Origin of the sequence: Arenimonas soli (assembly GCF_014643775.1) — a bacterium.
GTDB lineage: Bacteria > Pseudomonadota > Gammaproteobacteria > Xanthomonadales > Xanthomonadaceae > Arenimonas > Arenimonas soli.
The window spans coordinates 900,208-915,158 of record NZ_BMKC01000001.1; the positions used below are offsets into that span (position 1 = coordinate 900,208).

15 protein-coding genes are annotated in these 14,951 nt (G+C 71.3%); 9 read left to right on the forward strand and 6 right to left on the reverse strand.

The window, feature by feature from the left end:
- Window positions 1–3: 3 nt before the first annotated feature.
- From IEX13_RS04320 to IEX13_RS04355, 8 genes are all read left to right on the forward strand, one after another.
- Window positions 4–609, forward strand: coding sequence for a YdbL family probable chaperone protein (locus IEX13_RS04320; RefSeq protein WP_188661656.1), 606 nt, complete (start codon window positions 4–6; stop codon window positions 607–609).
- Between the two features lie 61 nt (window positions 610–670).
- A complete protein-coding gene (gene rlmD, locus IEX13_RS04325) occupies window positions 671–1,990 on the forward strand; it encodes a 23S rRNA (uracil(1939)-C(5))-methyltransferase RlmD (RefSeq protein ID WP_188661658.1) in 1,320 nt (439 codons plus the stop codon).
- Window positions 1,991–1,993: 3 nt separating this feature from the next.
- On the forward strand, window positions 1,994–2,497 hold the full coding sequence (locus IEX13_RS04330) for a CYTH domain-containing protein (RefSeq protein WP_188661660.1): 504 nt from the start codon (window positions 1,994–1,996) through the stop codon (window positions 2,495–2,497).
- Complete coding sequence (nagZ, locus tag IEX13_RS04335) at window positions 2,497–3,507, forward strand: beta-N-acetylhexosaminidase (protein WP_188661662.1); 1,011 nt, start codon at window positions 2,497–2,499, stop codon at window positions 3,505–3,507. The genes IEX13_RS04330 and nagZ overlap by 1 nt, the downstream gene beginning before the upstream one ends.
- 1 nt (window position 3,508) lies before the next feature.
- Entirely contained in the window at window positions 3,509–4,060 is a 552-nt protein-coding gene (locus IEX13_RS04340) for a hypoxanthine-guanine phosphoribosyltransferase (protein ID WP_188661664.1), read from the forward strand.
- A gap of 2 nt (window positions 4,061–4,062) precedes the next feature.
- Window positions 4,063–4,806, forward strand: coding sequence for an S-methyl-5'-thioinosine phosphorylase (locus IEX13_RS04345; protein ID WP_425488996.1), 744 nt, complete (start codon window positions 4,063–4,065; stop codon window positions 4,804–4,806).
- Window positions 4,807–4,905: 99 nt separating this feature from the next.
- Entirely contained in the window at window positions 4,906–5,109 is a 204-nt protein-coding gene (locus IEX13_RS04350; RefSeq protein ID WP_188661668.1) for a cold-shock protein, read from the forward strand.
- A 66-nt stretch (window positions 5,110–5,175) separates the two neighbouring features.
- Window positions 5,176–6,393 (forward strand): FAD-dependent oxidoreductase, encoded by a 1,218-nt coding sequence (locus tag IEX13_RS04355; RefSeq protein ID WP_188661670.1) that lies wholly within the window; start codon window positions 5,176–5,178, stop codon window positions 6,391–6,393.
- Between the two features lie 2 nt (window positions 6,394–6,395).
- Here the strand turns inward: IEX13_RS04355 and IEX13_RS04360 are convergent, their stop codons facing one another.
- From IEX13_RS04360 to IEX13_RS04380, 5 genes are all read right to left on the reverse strand, one after another.
- Window positions 6,396–8,165 (reverse strand): ABC transporter transmembrane domain-containing protein, encoded by a 1,770-nt coding sequence (locus IEX13_RS04360; protein WP_188661672.1) that lies wholly within the window; start codon window positions 8,163–8,165, stop codon window positions 6,396–6,398.
- A complete protein-coding gene (locus tag IEX13_RS04365; protein ID WP_188661673.1) occupies window positions 8,162–8,767 on the reverse strand; it encodes an IMPACT family protein in 606 nt (201 codons plus the stop codon). The genes IEX13_RS04360 and IEX13_RS04365 overlap by 4 nt, the downstream gene beginning before the upstream one ends.
- On the reverse strand, window positions 8,764–9,660 hold the full coding sequence (locus tag IEX13_RS04370; protein ID WP_188661675.1) for a hypothetical protein: 897 nt from the start codon (window positions 9,658–9,660) through the stop codon (window positions 8,764–8,766). Before IEX13_RS04370 ends, IEX13_RS04365 begins: the two co-directional genes overlap by 4 nt.
- A 9-nt stretch (window positions 9,661–9,669) precedes the next feature.
- Entirely contained in the window at window positions 9,670–11,373 is a 1,704-nt protein-coding gene (locus tag IEX13_RS04375; protein ID WP_188661677.1) for a vWA domain-containing protein, read from the reverse strand.
- Window positions 11,374–11,438: 65 nt separating this feature from the next.
- Window positions 11,439–11,987, reverse strand: a complete 549-nt coding sequence (locus IEX13_RS04380) for an RNA polymerase sigma factor (RefSeq protein WP_188661679.1) — start codon at window positions 11,985–11,987, stop codon at window positions 11,439–11,441.
- A 78-nt stretch (window positions 11,988–12,065) separates the two neighbouring features.
- Here IEX13_RS04380 and IEX13_RS04385 point away from each other — a divergent pair, with 78 nt between their 5' ends.
- Complete coding sequence (locus tag IEX13_RS04385; RefSeq protein WP_188661680.1) at window positions 12,066–13,523, forward strand: diguanylate cyclase domain-containing protein; 1,458 nt, start codon at window positions 12,066–12,068, stop codon at window positions 13,521–13,523.
- Here the strand turns inward: IEX13_RS04385 and xseA are convergent.
- Window positions 13,520–14,866: an exodeoxyribonuclease VII large subunit gene (gene xseA, locus IEX13_RS04390; RefSeq protein ID WP_188661682.1), complete on the reverse strand. Its 1,347-nt coding sequence runs from the start codon at window positions 14,864–14,866 to the stop codon at window positions 13,520–13,522. The two genes, IEX13_RS04385 and xseA, sit on opposite strands and share 4 nt — an antisense overlap.
- Window positions 14,867–14,951: the final 85 nt, after the last annotated feature.

Genomic DNA, 14,951 nt, shown 5'->3' on the forward strand with positions numbered 1-14,951 from the left:
ACAATGGGCAAAACATTCAAGCGGCTGCTGCTGGCCCCCACCGCGGCGCTGGCGATGCTGGCCCTGGGCGCCTGCGTCACCATCAACGTCTATTTCCCGGCGGCGGAGGCCCAGGAGGCGGCCGAAGAATTCGTCGAGAAGGTGCTGGGCGAAGACGCCGCGGCCGCCGAAGGCGAACCACAGGCCTTCGTGCCCGCCAGCCGCCCGCGCTGGAGTCCGATGTCGCTGCTCATTTCCTCGGCCCACGCCCAGGAAGCCGACATCACCATCCGCACGCCGGCCATCCAGGCCATCCAGAACCGCATGGCCGAACGATTCAAGTCTGGCCTGCAGGCCCACTTCGATTCCGGCGCCCTTGGCTTCGGCAACGACGGCCTGGTGGTGCTGCGCGACCCGGCCAAGGTGCCGCTAAAGGACCGGGTGTCGGTGAACCAGCTGGTGGCCGAGGACAACCGCGACCGCAACGCGGTGTACCGCGAGATCGCCGTGGCCAACAACCACCCTGAGTGGGAAGCCCAGATCCGCCAGACCTTCTCGCGCCAGTGGGTCGCCAGCGCCCGCGCCGGCTGGTGGTACCAGGCCGCCGACGGCAGTTGGAAGCAGAAGTAAGCCCGAGCGCCGGGGGCGCGGATTTGCGACAATCCGCGCCCCCTTGTTGTCGGCATCACCCGTGGCCCGTACCCGTTTCAAGCAGTGTCCTCCCTTCGACCTGGAAATCACCGACCTGAGCCACGACGGCCGCGGGGTCGGCCACCGCGAGGGCAAGGCGGTCTTCGTCACCGGCGCGCTTCCCGGTGAAACCGTGCGGGTCGAACAGACCGGCCGCAACCGCCATTTCGACGAAGGACGCACCCTGGAGGTGCTGGTCGCTTCGCCCCACCGCATCGAGCCGCGCTGCCCGCACTTCGGTACCTGCGCCGGCTGCGTGCTCCAGCACCTGGCCGAACCGCGCCAGATCGCCGCCAAACACGGCGTGCTGATGGACAACCTGCAGCGTATCGGCCACGTGGCACCCGACCAGGTGCTTGAACCGCTGGTGGACGCCGCCTGGGGCTACCGGCGCAAGGGCCGGTTTTCGGTGCGCTTCGTCGAAAAGAAGGGCAAGGCGGTGGTGGGTTTCCGGGAAACCAACCCGCGTTTCGTCGCCGACCTGTCGGTCTGCCACACCGTCATCCCGGAAATCGGCGAACGCCTGCCGGCGCTGTCGGCCCTGGTGGACAGCCTGGACGGCAAGCGCACGCTGCCGCAGATCGAATTCATCGCCGGCGAACAGGGCGTGGCCCTGGTGTTCCGCCATCTCGAGCCCTTGTCCGCCGACGACCAGGCGCGACTGGTGGCCTTCGCGAAGGAAACCGGCTTCGCCGTGTTCCTGCAGCCCGGCGGCATCGACACGGTCAGGCCGCTGTGGCCGGAACAGCTGGAGCTGTCGTTCGCGCTGCCCGATTTCGACCTGCACCTGGCCTTCCGGCCGCTGGACTTCATCCAGGTCAACGCCGGCCTGAACGACAAGATGATCCGGCGCGCGCTGGAACTGCTCGACCCGCGGCCCGAAGACCGCGTGCTGGACCTGTTCTGCGGCCTGGGCAACTTCACCCTGCCGCTGGCGCGCCGGGCAGGAACCGTGGTCGGCGTCGAGGGTGACGCCGGGCTTGTGGCGCGGGCGCGGGAAAACGCCGCCCGCAACCAGGTCGCCAACGTCGAGTTCCACGCCGCCGACCTGGCCAAGGACCTTGCCGGCGAACCCTGGATGAAGGCCGGCTTCGACAAGCTGCTGCTCGACCCGCCGCGTGCCGGCGCCGCCGAGGTGCTGGCCCAGCTGCCGCTCAAGGGCATCCGCCGCATCGTGTACGTGTCCTGCCACCCGGGCTCGCTGGCGCGCGACGCCGGTTTCCTGGTGCGCGAGCGCGGCTATCGCCTGGTGGCGGCGGGCGCGATGGACATGTTCCCGCAGACGGCGCACGTTGAATCGATCGCACTGTTCGAGAAGTAGGGCATGGGCATCGAAATCGAACGCAAGTTCCTGGTCACCGACGAGCGCTGGCGCGAGGGCGTGCTCAAGTCGGTGCGCATGGCCCAGGGTTACATCAACGACATGGCCGCGCTGCGCGAGGCCCGGCAGAACGCCTCGGTGCGCGTGCGCATCGCCGGCGACGCCGCCTTCCTCAACCTCAAGTCGCGCGAGCCCGGGCACACGCGGCAGGAGTTCGACTACCCCATCCCGGTGGCCGACGCCGAAGCGCTGCTGGCGCTGTGCGTGGGCGGCCGCATCGACAAGGTGCGCCATTACGTCGGCCACGCCGGCCACACCTGGGAAGTGGACCAATTCGCCGGCGACAATGCCGGCCTGGTGGTGGCCGAGATTGAACTGGCGGCCGCCGACGAAGTGTTCGAACGTCCCGCCTGGCTGGGCCGGGAAGTCACCGACGAGACCCGTTGGTACAACCTGGCGCTGGCCGAGCGCCCGTTTTCGCGCTGGAACGCGCAGGAGAAAACCTGATGCTGGTGATTGGAGTCGGCGGCCTGGTGCTGTCGGACGAAGAGCGTGACTGGCTGCAGGACCCGCGGGTGTCGGGCGTGATCCTGTTCAAGCGCAACTTCGCCTCGCGCGCCCAGGCCGGCGAACTGTGCCAGGCCATCCGCGAAGCCGCGCAGCGGCCGCAGCTGCTGTGCGTGGACCAGGAAGGCGGACGCGTGCAGCGTTTTCGCGAGGGTTATTCCGAGCTGCCGGCACTGGAGGGGTTCGGCCATATCTACGCCACCGACCGCGACGCCGCGCTGGCCCTGGCCCATGAGCACGCCTGGCTGATGGCCAGCGAAATCCTGGCCACCGGCCTGGACCTGAGTTTTGCACCGGTGGTGGACCTGGGCCGCGGCAACCTGGCGATCGGCAACCGCGCCTTCCACGCCGAGCCGGGCATCGTCGCCGACTTCTGCCGTGCCTACGTGGCCGGCCTGCACGAGGCCGGCATGGCCGCGACCATCAAACATTTCCCGGGCCACGGTTCGGTGCTCGAGGACACCCACTTCGACGACGCCGTCGATCCGCGCCCGCTGGCCGAGCTGCAGGCACTGGACCTGGTGCCCTTCGCCGCCGGCATCGAGGCCGGCGCCGAGGCGGTGATGATGGCGCACGTGAAATACCCGGCGGTCGCGCCCGAGCCGGCGGGTTATTCGCCGCGCTGGATCCGCGACATCCTGCGCCGCGACATGGGCTTTGGCGGCATCGTCTTCAGCGACGACATCGGCATGGCCGCGGCCGAGTCCGCCGGCGGCGTGAAGGCGCGCATCGATGCCCACCTCGACGCCGGCTGCGACGCGGTGCTGGTGTGTGCGCCGGCGCTGGTCGCCGATTCCCTGCGCGCGGTCGCCGACCGCGAACCGGCGCCGGCCGGGCTGCTGTCGCCGCTGTTCGCGCGCCAGTTCCCGGCCTGGGACACGCTGCTGGCGCACGCACGTTACGATGGTGCCCGCGAAGCGCTGCGGCGCCTCGACCATGGAGTTGCCTGACATGTCCCACGACCTTGGCGCCGCGCTGGCCCTGTCCGACCTGCTGTTCGACCGGCAAACGCTGGAAGCCGGCATCCACCGCATCGCCGGCGAAATCGACCAGGCCTATGCCGGCACCGGCGGCGAACGTCCGCTGCTGCTCACAGTGATGCACGGCGGGCTGCCGTTTGCTGCGCAACTGGCCATGGCGATGAAAACCGACCTGCAGTTCGACTACCTGCACGCCACCCGCTATCGCGGCGCCACCCAGGGCGGCGGGTTGGAATGGAAACACCGGCCGGCGACGCCGCTGCAGGGCCGCAGGGTGCTGGTGGCCGACGACATCCTGGACGAAGGCCACACGCTCAAGGCCATCATCGGCTGGTGCCAGGAGCAGGGCGCCGCAGAAATCCGCGTCGCGGTCATGTCGCTCAAATTGCACGATCGCCGCGTTGCCGGCGTGCAAGCCCAGCACGTCGCCGTCGAAGTGCCCGATCGCTACGTGTTCGGCTACGGCATGGATTATTACGAGCAGGGCCGCAACCTGCCGGGCATCTACGCGCTCAAGGAATGAACATGCCGCCACTCGACCTGGCCGTCATAGGCGGCACCGGCCTCTACCGCCTCGCGGCGCTGACCGGCGTTCAGGCCGTCGAGGGCGACACGCCCTATGGCGCGCCCTCCGGGCCCGTGCGCGTGGGCCAGCTGGCCGGACGCCGCGTGGGCTTCCTGGCCCGGCACGGCGAAGGCCATTCGCTGCCGCCGCACCGGGTGAACTACCGCGCCAACCTCTGGCGCCTGAAGGACCTGGGCGCCCGCCGCGTGCTCGCAGTGAACACCGTCGGCGGCATCACCGACGCCTGGGGCCCGCAGGTGCTGGGCCTGCCCGACCAGCTGATTGACTACACCTGGGGCCGCACGTCCAGCTTCTGGGACGGCGAGGGCGGCGAGGTGCTGCACGTGGACTTCGGCGAGCCCTACACGCCGTCACTGCGCGCCGCGGTGCTGGCCGCGGCCAACAAGGCCGGCGTGGCGCTGGTGGACGGCGGCTGTTATGGCGCCACCCAGGGGCCGCGCCTGGAAACCCGCGCCGAAATCGCCCGCATGCGCCGCGACGGCTGCGACCTGGTCGGCATGACCGGTATGCCCGAAGCCGGCCTCGCCCGCGAACTGGGCCTGGACTACGCCTGCCTGGCCATCGTGGCCAACTGGGCGGCGGGCTGCGGTGACGCCGCCGAAATCACGCTCGAAGAGGTGCTGGCCAACGTCGAGGCCGCCAGTGCGGGCCTGCCGGGCCTGCTCGAAGCCCTGCTGGGGTAATTGTCAGCCGTTTTGCCCTTGTTCATAATCGGGCCGTGCACGGGACCGAGCCATCGGCACGCGGAGCACGACAGTTCCTACAGCAAGTGAGGGCAAGACATGAGTTTCGGTACCGTGAAGTGGTTCAACGACGCCAAGGGTTTTGGTTTCATCGCCCCCGAAGACGGCAGCGCCGACGTGTTCGTGCATTATTCGGCCATCAGCTCGCAGGGTTTCCGTTCCCTGCAGGAAGGCCAGCGGGTCAGCTTCGAGGTGGTGCAGGGTCCGAAGGGCTCGCAGGCCGCCAACGTGTCGCCGGTCTGAACCACGCCAACGCGAAGACTTCGAAGCCCCGCCGCGTGCGGGGCTTCGTTTTTTGAAGGGGGCTCCATGCAAGCGCTCGACATCGCCATCGTCGGATACGGCAGCGGCGGCCAGGCCGCGGCGCTGGCGCTGTCGCGCGACGGCCACCGGGTCGAGGTGTTCGAACAGGCACCCGCGCTGCGGCCCGTCGGCGCCGGTTTCCTTCTGCAGCCCACCGGGCTGTCGGCGCTGTGGGAACTGGGCCTGCTGGCGCCGGCGCTGGCGCTGGGCCGCCGGGTCGATCGCCTGTATGGCGAAAACGAGGGCGGCCGGGCGGTCATGGACATGGCCTATGCCGGCCTCGACCCGCGCCTTTTCGGGCTGGGCCTGCAGCGCAACGCGCTGTTCGAACTGCTGCGGGACGCCTGGCCGGGCGCGAGCGACGTGCGCGTCGGCAGGCGCATCCGCGCGCTGGCGCCCGGTGGCCGCGAACTGCTCGACGAATCAGGTGGCCGCCATGGCCCCTACGACCTGATCGTGGCCGCCGACGGCGCGGCCTCCTGCCTGCGGGCTTCGGTGGGTGCGCCGCGCCTGGACCGGCCCTATCCCTGGGGTGCGCTCTGGTGCCTGCTGCCCGAAGCCGACTGGCCCTGGCGCAGTGAGCTCCGGCAGCGCTACCGCCGCGCCCGCGAGATGGCCGGCATGCTGCCGGTGGGCGCGCGCCCGGGTGATGCCACGCCGCGCCTGAGCTTTTTCTGGAGCCTGCCGGCCGCGGCCCTGCCGGACTGGTCGCGTGAAGGGCTGCCGGCCTGGAAAAACCGGGCAAGCTCGCTTTGGCCAGCGCTGGCACCGATGCTCGAATCGATTCAGGACTCCGCCCAGCTGGCGCAGGCCCGCTACCGCGACGCCATCCCCGGCGCCTGGTCGCGCGGTCGCCTGGCCCTGCTGGGTGACGCCGCGCATGCGATGAGCCCGCAGCTGGGGCAGGGCGTGAACATGGCGCTGCTCGATGCCCTGGCTTTGCGCGATGCACTGCGTGGTTCGGATGAAGTCGAAACCGCGCTGGCCGCCTATGGCGCCGCACGCCGCCGGCACGTGGCGATCTACCAGTTCTGGAGCCGCTGGCTGACGCCGGTGTTCCAGTCCGAGGCCGACAGCCTGGCCTGGCTGCGCGACCGCTTCTTCCTGCCCATGGGCCGCTTGCCGGGTGGGCGTGGCCAGATGCTGCGGGTGCTGACCGGTACCCAGCGCGGCTGGCTGGGGCGTCATGGGCTGCCGCCAGGCTTCCTGGACGCGTTGGGCTGAATTCAGTCCGCGGCGGGGCCGTGGTCGAACTGCAGGCGCGCCAGGTCGGCGTAGAGGCCGCCGCGCGCCAGTAGTTCCGCATGCGTGCCCTGGGCGACGATGCGGCCCTGGTCCATCACCACGATGCGATCGGCCTTGAGCACCGTCGCCAGGCGATGCGCGATGACCAGGGTGGTGCGGCCGCGCATCAGGCGTTCGAGCGCCTGCTGCACGGCGCGTTCGCTTTGTGCGTCCAGCGCGCTGGTGGCTTCGTCGAGCAGCAGCACCGGCGCGTCCTTGAGCAGGGCGCGGGCAATCGCCAGGCGCTGCTGCTGGCCGCCGGACAGGCGGGCGCCACGTTCACCCAGTTCGCTGTCGTAACCCTGGGGTAGGCTGGCCAGGAAGTCGTGCGCTTCGGCGCTGCGGGCGGCGGCCTGGATCTGTTCGTCGGTGGCGTCCAGGCGGCCGTAGCGGATGTTTTCGCGGGCGGTGGTGCCGAAGATCACCGGGTCCTGCGGCACCAGGGCGATGTGTGCACGCAGTTGCATCGGGGCGATGCCACGCAGGTCGTGGCCATCGAGCGTGATCGAACCGGCCTCGGGGTCGTGGAAACGCAGCAGCAGCTGCAGCACCGTGCTCTTGCCGGCGCCCGAGGGACCGACCAGGGCCACGGTTTCGCCGGGCTGCAGGTCCAGGTTGAAATCGTCCAGCGCCGGCGCGTCGGGCCGGGTGGGGTAGTGGAAACGCACGCCGCGCAGCGAAAGGCGGCCCTGCACCGGCGTCGGCAGCGGTTCGGACGTCTCCGGCACCGGCAGCAGGGAACGTTCGCCCAGCAGTTCGGAAATGCGCGCCATGCCGCCGGCGGCGCGCTGCACTTCGGTCCACACTTCCGCCAGCGCGCCCACCGAGCCGGCACCGATCAGTGCGTAGAGCACGAACTGGCCCAGGGTGCCGGCGGTCATCTCGCCGGCGATGACATCGCGCGCGCCCACCCAAAGCACCGCCGTGATCGAACCGAACACCAGCACGATGACGAGGGCGGTCAGCGCCGCCTGCAGGCGGATGCGCTTGCGGGCCACGCCCAGGGCCAGCGCCACGGCCTGGTCGAAGCGCCCGGCCTCGTAGGATTCGCGGGCGTAGCTTTGCACGGTGTGCATCGCGCCCAGGGTTTCGCCGGCGCGGGCGTTGGCGTCGGCGACGCGGTCCTGGGCAGCCTTGGCGACGCTGCGCACGCGCCGGCCGGAAAACGCCATCGGCAGCACGATCAGCGGGATGCCCAGCAGCACGAACAGCGCCAGCCGCGGGCTGGTGACCGCCAGCATGACCGCGCTGCCCAGCACCGTGATGCCGCTGCGCAGCGCCACTGACATGCTGGACCCGACCACGCTGCGCAGCAGTTCGGCGTCGGCGGACAGCCGCGACAGCAGTTCGCCGGCGCGGGTGCGTTCGAAGAAGGCCTGGTCGAGCGACAGCAGGTGCGCGTACAGGGCCCGGCGCAGGTCGGCGACCACGCGTTCACCCAGCAGGGTGACGAAATAAAAGCGCGCCGCCGTCGCCAGGCCCAGCGCCACCGCCACGCCGAACAGCAGGGCGAACCAGCGGTCGATTTCACTGCCGCCGGTGAACCCCTGGTCGATCATGTACTTCACCGCCACCGGCAGGGCGAGCGTGGCGCTGGACGACAGCGCCAGCGCGCCCAGCCAGGCCGCCACCAGGCCGCGGTGCGGCCGCACGAAGGGCAGCAGTTCGCGCAGCGAATTCACGGGCGGCTTCTGGGCCGGAGTGGCGGTCATGGGGAAGGGGTCTCGTCGGGGCGCAGGCTGGCGGTGCCGCGGCTGATGTCGCGCAGGCGCCGGGCCAGGGAATCGACAGTGTAGTCGGGCAGGCGCACCCGCAGGCGCAGGCCGGCTTCGTCGAAGGCCTCGTCGAGCTTTTCGCCGCCGAACTCGGCCAGCAGGCCATGCACGGCATTGGCCAGTTCAAAGCCGCAGGCCAGTTCGGCCCCGACCCAGGGCACCAGTTCGCGCCGCGCGGCGGTGCGCAGGCACTCGGCCGCGGCGCCGCCGTAGGCACGCACCAGCCCGCCCACGCCCAGGTTGGTGCCGCCGTACCAGCGGGTGACCACCACCACCACCTGGTCCACGCCCTGGCCTTCGATGGCGGCCAGGATGGGGCGGCCGGCGCTGCCGCCGGGCTCGCCGTCGTCGGAGGAACGGTAGTCGGCGCCGATCCGGTAGGCCCAGCAGTTGTGCGTGGCCTGCGGGTCGGCGACCTCGTGCAGGAAAGCCAGCGCGGCCTCGGGTGATTCGACCGGCGCGGCACGGGCCAGGAAGCGACTGCGTTTGGCCTCCAGCTCGAACGTGGCCGGGCCGGCAAGCGTTTGTGCCGCGGTCACGGCCGGAACGCGGCCAGGTCTGGCGGCAGCGTGATGTCGGGATGGGCGCGTTCGAAGCGCTGCAGGCTGGCTCTGGCGCCGGCGCGGTCGCCCTGGCGGATTCGGTCGCGGATGCGCTCAAGCCACGCGTCGGGCGCAAGCCGGCTGTCGTCGGCCACCGGCGGCAGCACCTCGTCGGCGCCGAAGGCCGAAGGCGGTGCGGCGCCCGCGCTTTCGGCCATTTCCCGGGTCGGCGCGGGCGCGGCCACCGGCGCGGCCACGCGGGCTTCTTGCCTGCGGGCTGCGCCGCGTTCGCGTTCGGCCGAGGCCGCGTCTTCGCGGGAGCGGACGTCGTCCGCCAGGACCCGGGCGGCAGCGGCTTCGGCTTCGCGTCCAGGTTCCGCGGGCGGCGCGGTTGGCCGTGGCGGTGCCGGCGGCGCCGCCGGAGGCGGGGGCGGGGGAGCAACCACCGCGGCTGGCGCAGGTGGCTCCACGAACCGGGGCGATTCAAGGGGTTTGGCCTGTGGCTCGACCGTGCCTGCCTCGTCGGTCTCGGTGCGCTTGAGGCGCGAGCCGGTCACTTCGACCTGTTCCAGTTCGGCGTCCGTGGCCGACGCCGACGCCGGCGCTTCAGCGTTGACGCCATCGGGCAGGGCATTGCGTCCGGGCTGCAGCTGCAGGCCGATGCCCACCGCCAGCACCGCCGCGGCCGCCGTGCCCAGCGCCCAGCCGGGAAGGCCGCGGCGGCGGTGTGGCTGCGCCGGCGAGGCCGCGGTGGCGTTGCGGGCCGCCGCCAGGATGGCGGCATCCACCTGCGGCGAGGGTTCGCCGCCCGGCAGGGCGCGCAGAACCCGGGCCAGGGCGACTTCATCGTCCTGCAGCGGGTCCTTGCGCGGGTCCTGCGGGCTGTTCATCGGGATGCGTCAGTCCTGGCTGATGTGGGTGTCGGGGCCCGGTGCCGGCGCCAGCGAACGGGCCTGCGCCACAAGCTGCAGGAACTCGCCGCGGTAGCCCCAGGGGTCGTCGCCGCGGGCGCCACGCGCCAGGGCGTCCACCTGGTCCCAGCTGAAGCCCGACATGTTACGCCCCCCGCGCAGCAGGTCGGCGTAGGCGGCGACCGCCGCCGCAAAACGCAGGCTTTCGCCGGCCTTCGCGCGCAGGTCCTGGCGGCGGATGGGCTGTTCGACCAGCACGCTGCGCGCCTGGCCGGGCTGCTTGTAGCGCAGCTTGAGGAAGGCGATTTCGCCGGTGCCTGCCGCCTGCGGCGCGGGCGCGGCGTAGCGCAGCGCGTCGCTGGATTCGCAGCCCATGCCGACCAGGCAAAGTTCGTACAGGGCGGTGACGTCGTGCCCGGCGCCGATCTCGCCGGCATCGACCTGGTCGTTGTTGAAGTCCTCGCGCGCCAGCTGGCGGTTCTCGTAGCCAACCAGGCGGTATTCGGCGACCTGGGCCGGGTTGAACTCGACCTGGATCTTCACGTCGCTGGCGATGGTCAGCAGGGTCGAGCCCATCTCCTCGACCAGCACCTTGCGGCCTTCCATCAGGTTGTCGATGTAGGCGTGGTTGCCGTCGCCGACGTCGGCCAGCTTCTCCGCCAGCGCGTCGTTGTAGTTGCCCTGGCCGAAGCCCAGCGTGGTGAGCGCGACGCCGGCCTTGCGGCCCGCCTCGACCTTGGTCTCGAGCGCGCGCTGGTCGAAGACGCCGACGTTGAAGTCGCCGTCCGTGGCCAGGATCACCCGGTTGACGCCGCCTTCGACGAAGCCCTGCCGGGCCATCGCATAAGCCAGGTCGATGCCTTCGCCGCCGTTGGTCGAACCGCCGGCTTCAAGCTGGCCCAGCGCCGCCAGGATCTCGCCGTGGTGGTCGCCCGGGGTCGGCGGCAGCACCAGGCCGGCGCTGCCGGCGTAGACGACGATCGACACCCGGTCCTGCGCACGCAGGCGCGGCACCATCTGCCGGAAACTTTCCTTGAGCAGGGGCAGCTTGTCGGGCGAGTTCATCGAACCCGAGGTGTCGATCAGGAACACCAGGTTGCTGGCGGGAATCTGCTCGCGCGCCACCTCGTAACCCTTCAGGCCCACCTGCATCAGCACGCGCTTGTCGTCCCAGGGCGCGGGCGCAAGTTCCGTGCTGACGCGGAAGGGCTGGCGTCGGTCGGTGGGCGCCGGGTAGCCGTAGTCGAAGTAGTTGATCATTTCCTCGACCCGCACGGCGTCGCGCGGCGGCAGCATGCCCTGCGCCAGCATGCGGCGAACGTTGCTGTAGCTGCCGGTGTCGACGTCGATGGAGAAAGTCGATACCGGCTGTTCGGCGGTGCGCTGGATGCCGTTGTCTTCGAAGGCGGCATAGTTTTCCGTATTGCGTTCGACCGCCGGCCGCGGCATCGCCATGTAGCTGGTCGGGACGGGAGGCGCGGCGGGCGCCGCCGCGACCGGGTCCCTGAGCAGGCGGCTGCCGGACACTTCCACGGCTTCGAGTTCCGCGCGCTTGGCGCGGCTGCGGTCCTGTTCGCGGCGTTGTTCCTGGGCGTCGGCGCTGGCGGCCTGGTGGGCGGCGCTGTCGTCGGCGCGGTGGGCGCAGCCGGCGGCGATGGCGAGGGCGAGGGCGGTGACGGCGATCTGGCGCATGGGGTGGCTCCGGTTGGGATGGGCAAGGCTTCCAACGGGCCACCGGCTGGAACGGGGTTGACGGATCATGGCCGCAGCCTCGCGCGCAGCTTGTCCATGGCGTAGCGGAGGCGGGATTTGACGGTTTCCCGGCCGACGCCGGTGATTTCGCCGATTTCCTCCAGGCTCAGCTCCTGCTCCAGGCGCAGCAGCAGCACCTGGCGCTGGTCGGGCGGCAGTTCTTCGAGCGCCAGCTGCAGGCGCCGGCGCTCCTCGAAGGCGGAAAGCTGGCGCTCGGGCGTGTCGGGGTCGGGCAAGCGTTCGGCCAGCTCGCGGGCGTCATCCGGGGCGTCGGGCCGGTGCGACTTGGCGCGCCAGTGGTCGGTCAGGCGGTTGTGGGCGACCTGGTGCAGCCAGGTGCTGAACCTGGCTTCCGGCCGGTAGCGTTCGCGGGCCGCGATGACCCGCTGCCAGACGTCCTGGAACAGCTCTTCGGCGAGGCTGGCGTCGCGGACCTGGCGCTGCAGGTGCCGGAACAGGCGCAGCCGGTGCCGGGAATAGAGGGTCTCGAAGGCGCCGGCATCGCCGGCACCAAAGGCCAGCATCAGATCCTCGTCGGTCGGCTCACCCTGCATGGGCTGAGGGTACGGTCTTTCCCCGGGCGGGTGAAGCGCATCCGGGCGGGCCCGCCGCAGGCGTTGTACATTGCCGCGATGGCTGGCCCCGACGCCACTACCGAATCGTTTCCCGCCACCGGCGCCGACCTGGCCGGCGGCTGGCTGCGACCGGGCAAGCCGCTGTTCGTGGGGCTGCTGGTGCTGGCGCTGGGCGTCTACCTGAGCATCAGCACGGCGCAGCTCGAGCGCGAGCGCTACCTCAGCGAACGCCAGTCGCGGGTGCAGCGTGAACTCTCGGACTTCCGCGCCCAGCTCGAAACCCAGGTTTATGCCCACGTGGGTCTGGTGCGCGGCCTGGCCGTGCAGGTGATCCGCCAGGAGGGCATTTCCGACGCCGAGTTCAAGGCCATCGCCGCCGAGCTGGTGCGCGGCCAGCCGCAGATCCGCGACCTGAGCCTCGCTCCCGGCTTCGTCATTTCCTCGGTCTATCCGGAAGCGGGCAACGAGGCGGCCCTGGGCCTGGACCTGCTCGCGGACCCGGTGCAGAAACACGCCACCCTGCGTGCCATCCGCGAGGACGGTCCGCTGCTGGCCGGACCCTTCGAACTGCGCCAGGGCGGCCGCGCGCTGGCCATCCGCATTCCGCTGTGGGTCGAGCGCGATGGCGTGCCGCGGCTGTGGGGCGCGGTGAGCCTGGTGCTCGACCACGAACGGGTGATGCGCGATGCCGGCATCCTCAACCTGGAAAAGGAGCTGCAGCTCAGCATCGTCGGCCGCGACGCCGCCGGCCCGGGCGGCGACATCATCCGCGGCGCGCGCCTGCCGGCGTCGGCGGACGCGGTGCGCGTGCCGGCCTTCCTTCCCGGCGGCAGCTGGTTGATTTCGGCGGTGCCGCTGGAAGGCTGGGATGCACGCGCCTGGTGGCAGACACCGGGGTTCCCGGCCCGCCTGGGCCTGAGCCTGCTGGCGGCCCTGGCGATCACGCGCATCCTGCACGACCGCCAGCAAATCCGCCGCCTGGCGGGACGCGACGTGCTGACCAACCTGCCCAACCGTCGCCTCGCCCTGCACAGCCTGGCCCGGATGATCGCCCGCGGGCGCCGGGGCGATACCCGGTTCGCGCTGCTTAGTTTCGACCTCGACGGCTTCAAGCCGGTCAACGACACCTATGGCCATGCCGCCGGCGACATGCTGCTGGCGGAGATCGGCCGCCGGCTCAGCGATTCGGTGCGGCCGGGCGACCTGGTGGCGCGCATGGGCGGCGACGAGTTCCTGGTCATCGTCACCGTCCAGAGCGGTGACGACGAACACTGGCTGCGTGCGGTGGCGGCGCGCGTGCAGGCGGCGATCAGCCGGCCGGTCCCCATAGAAGGCCACTGGGTGGTGGTGGGCGCCAGCATCGGCATCGCCCGCTTCCCCGAGGACGGCGACGATTCGGAAAGCCTGCTCAGGCGCGCCGACGAAGCCATGTACCGGGCCAAGAACGACCGGGCGGCCGGCGTCGAGTTCGCGCACTCCCTGCCGCTGGGGCAACCGCCCCGGGCCGGCGACTAGTCGTCCCCGGACTCCACCTTCAGCGTCAGGTCGCCGTCGGCCAGCCGTGCCCGCAGGCGATCGCCGTCGCGGGCGTCGGCGGCCCGGCGAAGCACCTGGCCTTCCTTGTCGAACACGATGGCGTAACCACGTGCCAGGGTCGCCAGCGGGCTGACGCTTTCCAGTGCCCGCCCCAGTCCGCGCAGCTGCTGCCGGCGCGGTTCCAGCAGACGCGCCGGCAGGGTCGCCAGGGCGCGCTGGAGCAGGGCCAGGCGATGGCGGTGCGCTTCCAGGCGGCGGCGCGGATGCGCCTGGTCCAGTCGCCGCAGCAGGCGGGACAGGCGTTCGCCGCGCCGGGCCGACGGCGCCTGCCAGGCCTGGTCGAGGCGATGGCGCAGGGCATCGAGCCGGTGGCGTCCGCGCTCGAGCCGCAGCTGCGGACGCAGGGCCTGCAGCTTAAGGAAAGCCTGGTCCACGCGCTGGGCCTGGGCGCCCAGGGCGCGGGCAAGCAGGGCGTCGAAGCGCTGGCGGTCCCGGCGCAGCCGGTCGATCAGCTCGCCGCGGTCGGGCACCAGCAGTTCGGCGGCCGCCGAGGGCGTGGGCGCACGCAGGTCGGCGGCGAAGTCGGCCAGGCTGACGTCGACCTCGTGGCCGATGGCAGCCACCACGGGCACCGGCGAGGCGACGATGGCCCGGGCCAGGGCTTCGTCGTTGAAGGCCCAGAGGTCTTCGAGCGAGCCGCCGCCGCGGGTGAGCAGGATCAGGTCGTAACGACCACTCCGCCCGGCCCGCTGCAGCATGTCCAGGATCTGCGCGGCGGCACCGTCGCCCTGCACGGGCACCGGCAGCACCTCGACGTCGAGCAGTGGGAAACGCCGCCCCAGGACGCTCAGTACGTCGCGTATCGCCGCGCCGCGCGGCGAGGTGAGCACGGCCAGGCGTCGGGTGTAGGCCGGCAGCGGGCGCTTGCGGCCGGCATCGAACAGGCCTTCGGCGGCGAGCCGGGACTTGAGTTCCTCGAAGGCCCGGCGCAGGGCACCTTCGCCGGCCTCCTCCAGGTGGTCGAGCACCAGCTGGTAGTCACCCCGCGCCTCGTAAAGCGTCAGCCGGCCGCGGGCCAGCACCTGCATGCCGTCGCGCGGCGCGAAGCGCAGGCGGGCGGCATTGGACCGGAACAGGGCGCAGCGCACCTGGGCACGCGCATCCTTGAGCGTGAAATAGGCGTGGCCCGACGCCGGCCGGGAAAAGTTGCTGATTTCGCCCTCGACCCAGACCTGCGGGAAGCTGCCCTCGAGCAGATCCCGCGCCAGCGCATTGAGCTGGGACGGACGCAGGACCTGGCGTTCGCGGGCTAGGGTGGACATGGCTCGGGCCGGGGACGGCCCCACAGGATACCCGCTGCCGTTCAAGGGGGGTGGGGCCGGCCCCCGGCCCGGTCTAAACTGTGCC

Coding starts and splice junctions, on each gene's coding strand:
- IEX13_RS04320 (WP_188661656.1), top strand. CDS start 4: ATGGGCAAAACATTCAAGCGGCTGCTGCTGGCCCCCACCGCGGCGCTG.
- IEX13_RS04330 (WP_188661660.1), top strand. CDS start 1,994: ATGGGCATCGAAATCGAACGCAAGTTCCTGGTCACCGACGAGCGCTGG.
- nagZ (WP_188661662.1), top strand. CDS start 2,497: ATGCTGGTGATTGGAGTCGGCGGCCTGGTGCTGTCGGACGAAGAGCGT.
- IEX13_RS04340 (WP_188661664.1), top strand. CDS start 3,509: ATGTCCCACGACCTTGGCGCCGCGCTGGCCCTGTCCGACCTGCTGTTC.
- IEX13_RS04345 (WP_425488996.1), top strand. CDS start 4,063: ATGCCGCCACTCGACCTGGCCGTCATAGGCGGCACCGGCCTCTACCGC.
- IEX13_RS04350 (WP_188661668.1), top strand. CDS start 4,906: ATGAGTTTCGGTACCGTGAAGTGGTTCAACGACGCCAAGGGTTTTGGT.
- IEX13_RS04355 (WP_188661670.1), top strand. CDS start 5,176: ATGCAAGCGCTCGACATCGCCATCGTCGGATACGGCAGCGGCGGCCAG.
- IEX13_RS04360 (WP_188661672.1), bottom strand. CDS start 8,165: ATGACCGCCACTCCGGCCCAGAAGCCGCCCGTGAATTCGCTGCGCGAA.
- IEX13_RS04370 (WP_188661675.1), bottom strand. CDS start 9,660: ATGAACAGCCCGCAGGACCCGCGCAAGGACCCGCTGCAGGACGATGAA.
- IEX13_RS04375 (WP_188661677.1), bottom strand. CDS start 11,373: ATGCGCCAGATCGCCGTCACCGCCCTCGCCCTCGCCATCGCCGCCGGC.
- IEX13_RS04380 (WP_188661679.1), bottom strand. CDS start 11,987: ATGCAGGGTGAGCCGACCGACGAGGATCTGATGCTGGCCTTTGGTGCC.
- IEX13_RS04385 (WP_188661680.1), top strand. CDS start 12,066: ATGGCTGGCCCCGACGCCACTACCGAATCGTTTCCCGCCACCGGCGCC.
- xseA (WP_188661682.1), bottom strand. CDS start 14,866: ATGTCCACCCTAGCCCGCGAACGCCAGGTCCTGCGTCCGTCCCAGCTC.